This window comes from Metallosphaera javensis (ex Hofmann et al. 2022), from assembly GCF_022064045.1.
Taxonomy (GTDB): domain Archaea; phylum Thermoproteota; class Thermoprotei_A; order Sulfolobales; family Sulfolobaceae; genus Metallosphaera; species Metallosphaera javensis.
This window is the reverse complement of record NZ_JAKNCW010000078.1, coordinates 1-241: the sequence shown is the minus strand read 5'-3', so window position 1 is coordinate 241 and position 241 is coordinate 1. Positions and strand designations below refer to the sequence as shown.

At 65.6% G+C, this 241-nt stretch carries 1 protein-coding gene; it reads left to right on the top strand.

Annotated features, from left to right (window positions below):
• Positions 1–241 (top strand): hypothetical protein (locus L3N51_RS12465; RefSeq protein ID WP_428846168.1); only part of this gene is annotated, 241 nt, incomplete at both ends.

The window sequence follows — 241 nt, the reverse complement described above, 5'->3', positions numbered from 1 at the left end:
ATCAAGAAGCTGGGCGCCGGGGTCTACAACTACATGCCGCTGGGCCTCAGGGTGATCCGCAAGGTCGAGGCCATCGTGCGCGAGGAGATGAACCGGGCCGGTGCCGTCGAGGTCACCATGCCGGTGGTGCAGCCGGCCGAACTCTGGCAGGAGACCGGCCGTTTCGAGAAGATGGGCCCCGAGTTGCTGCGCATCAAGGACCGCCATGACCGCGACTTCGTGATCCAGCCGACCTCCGAAG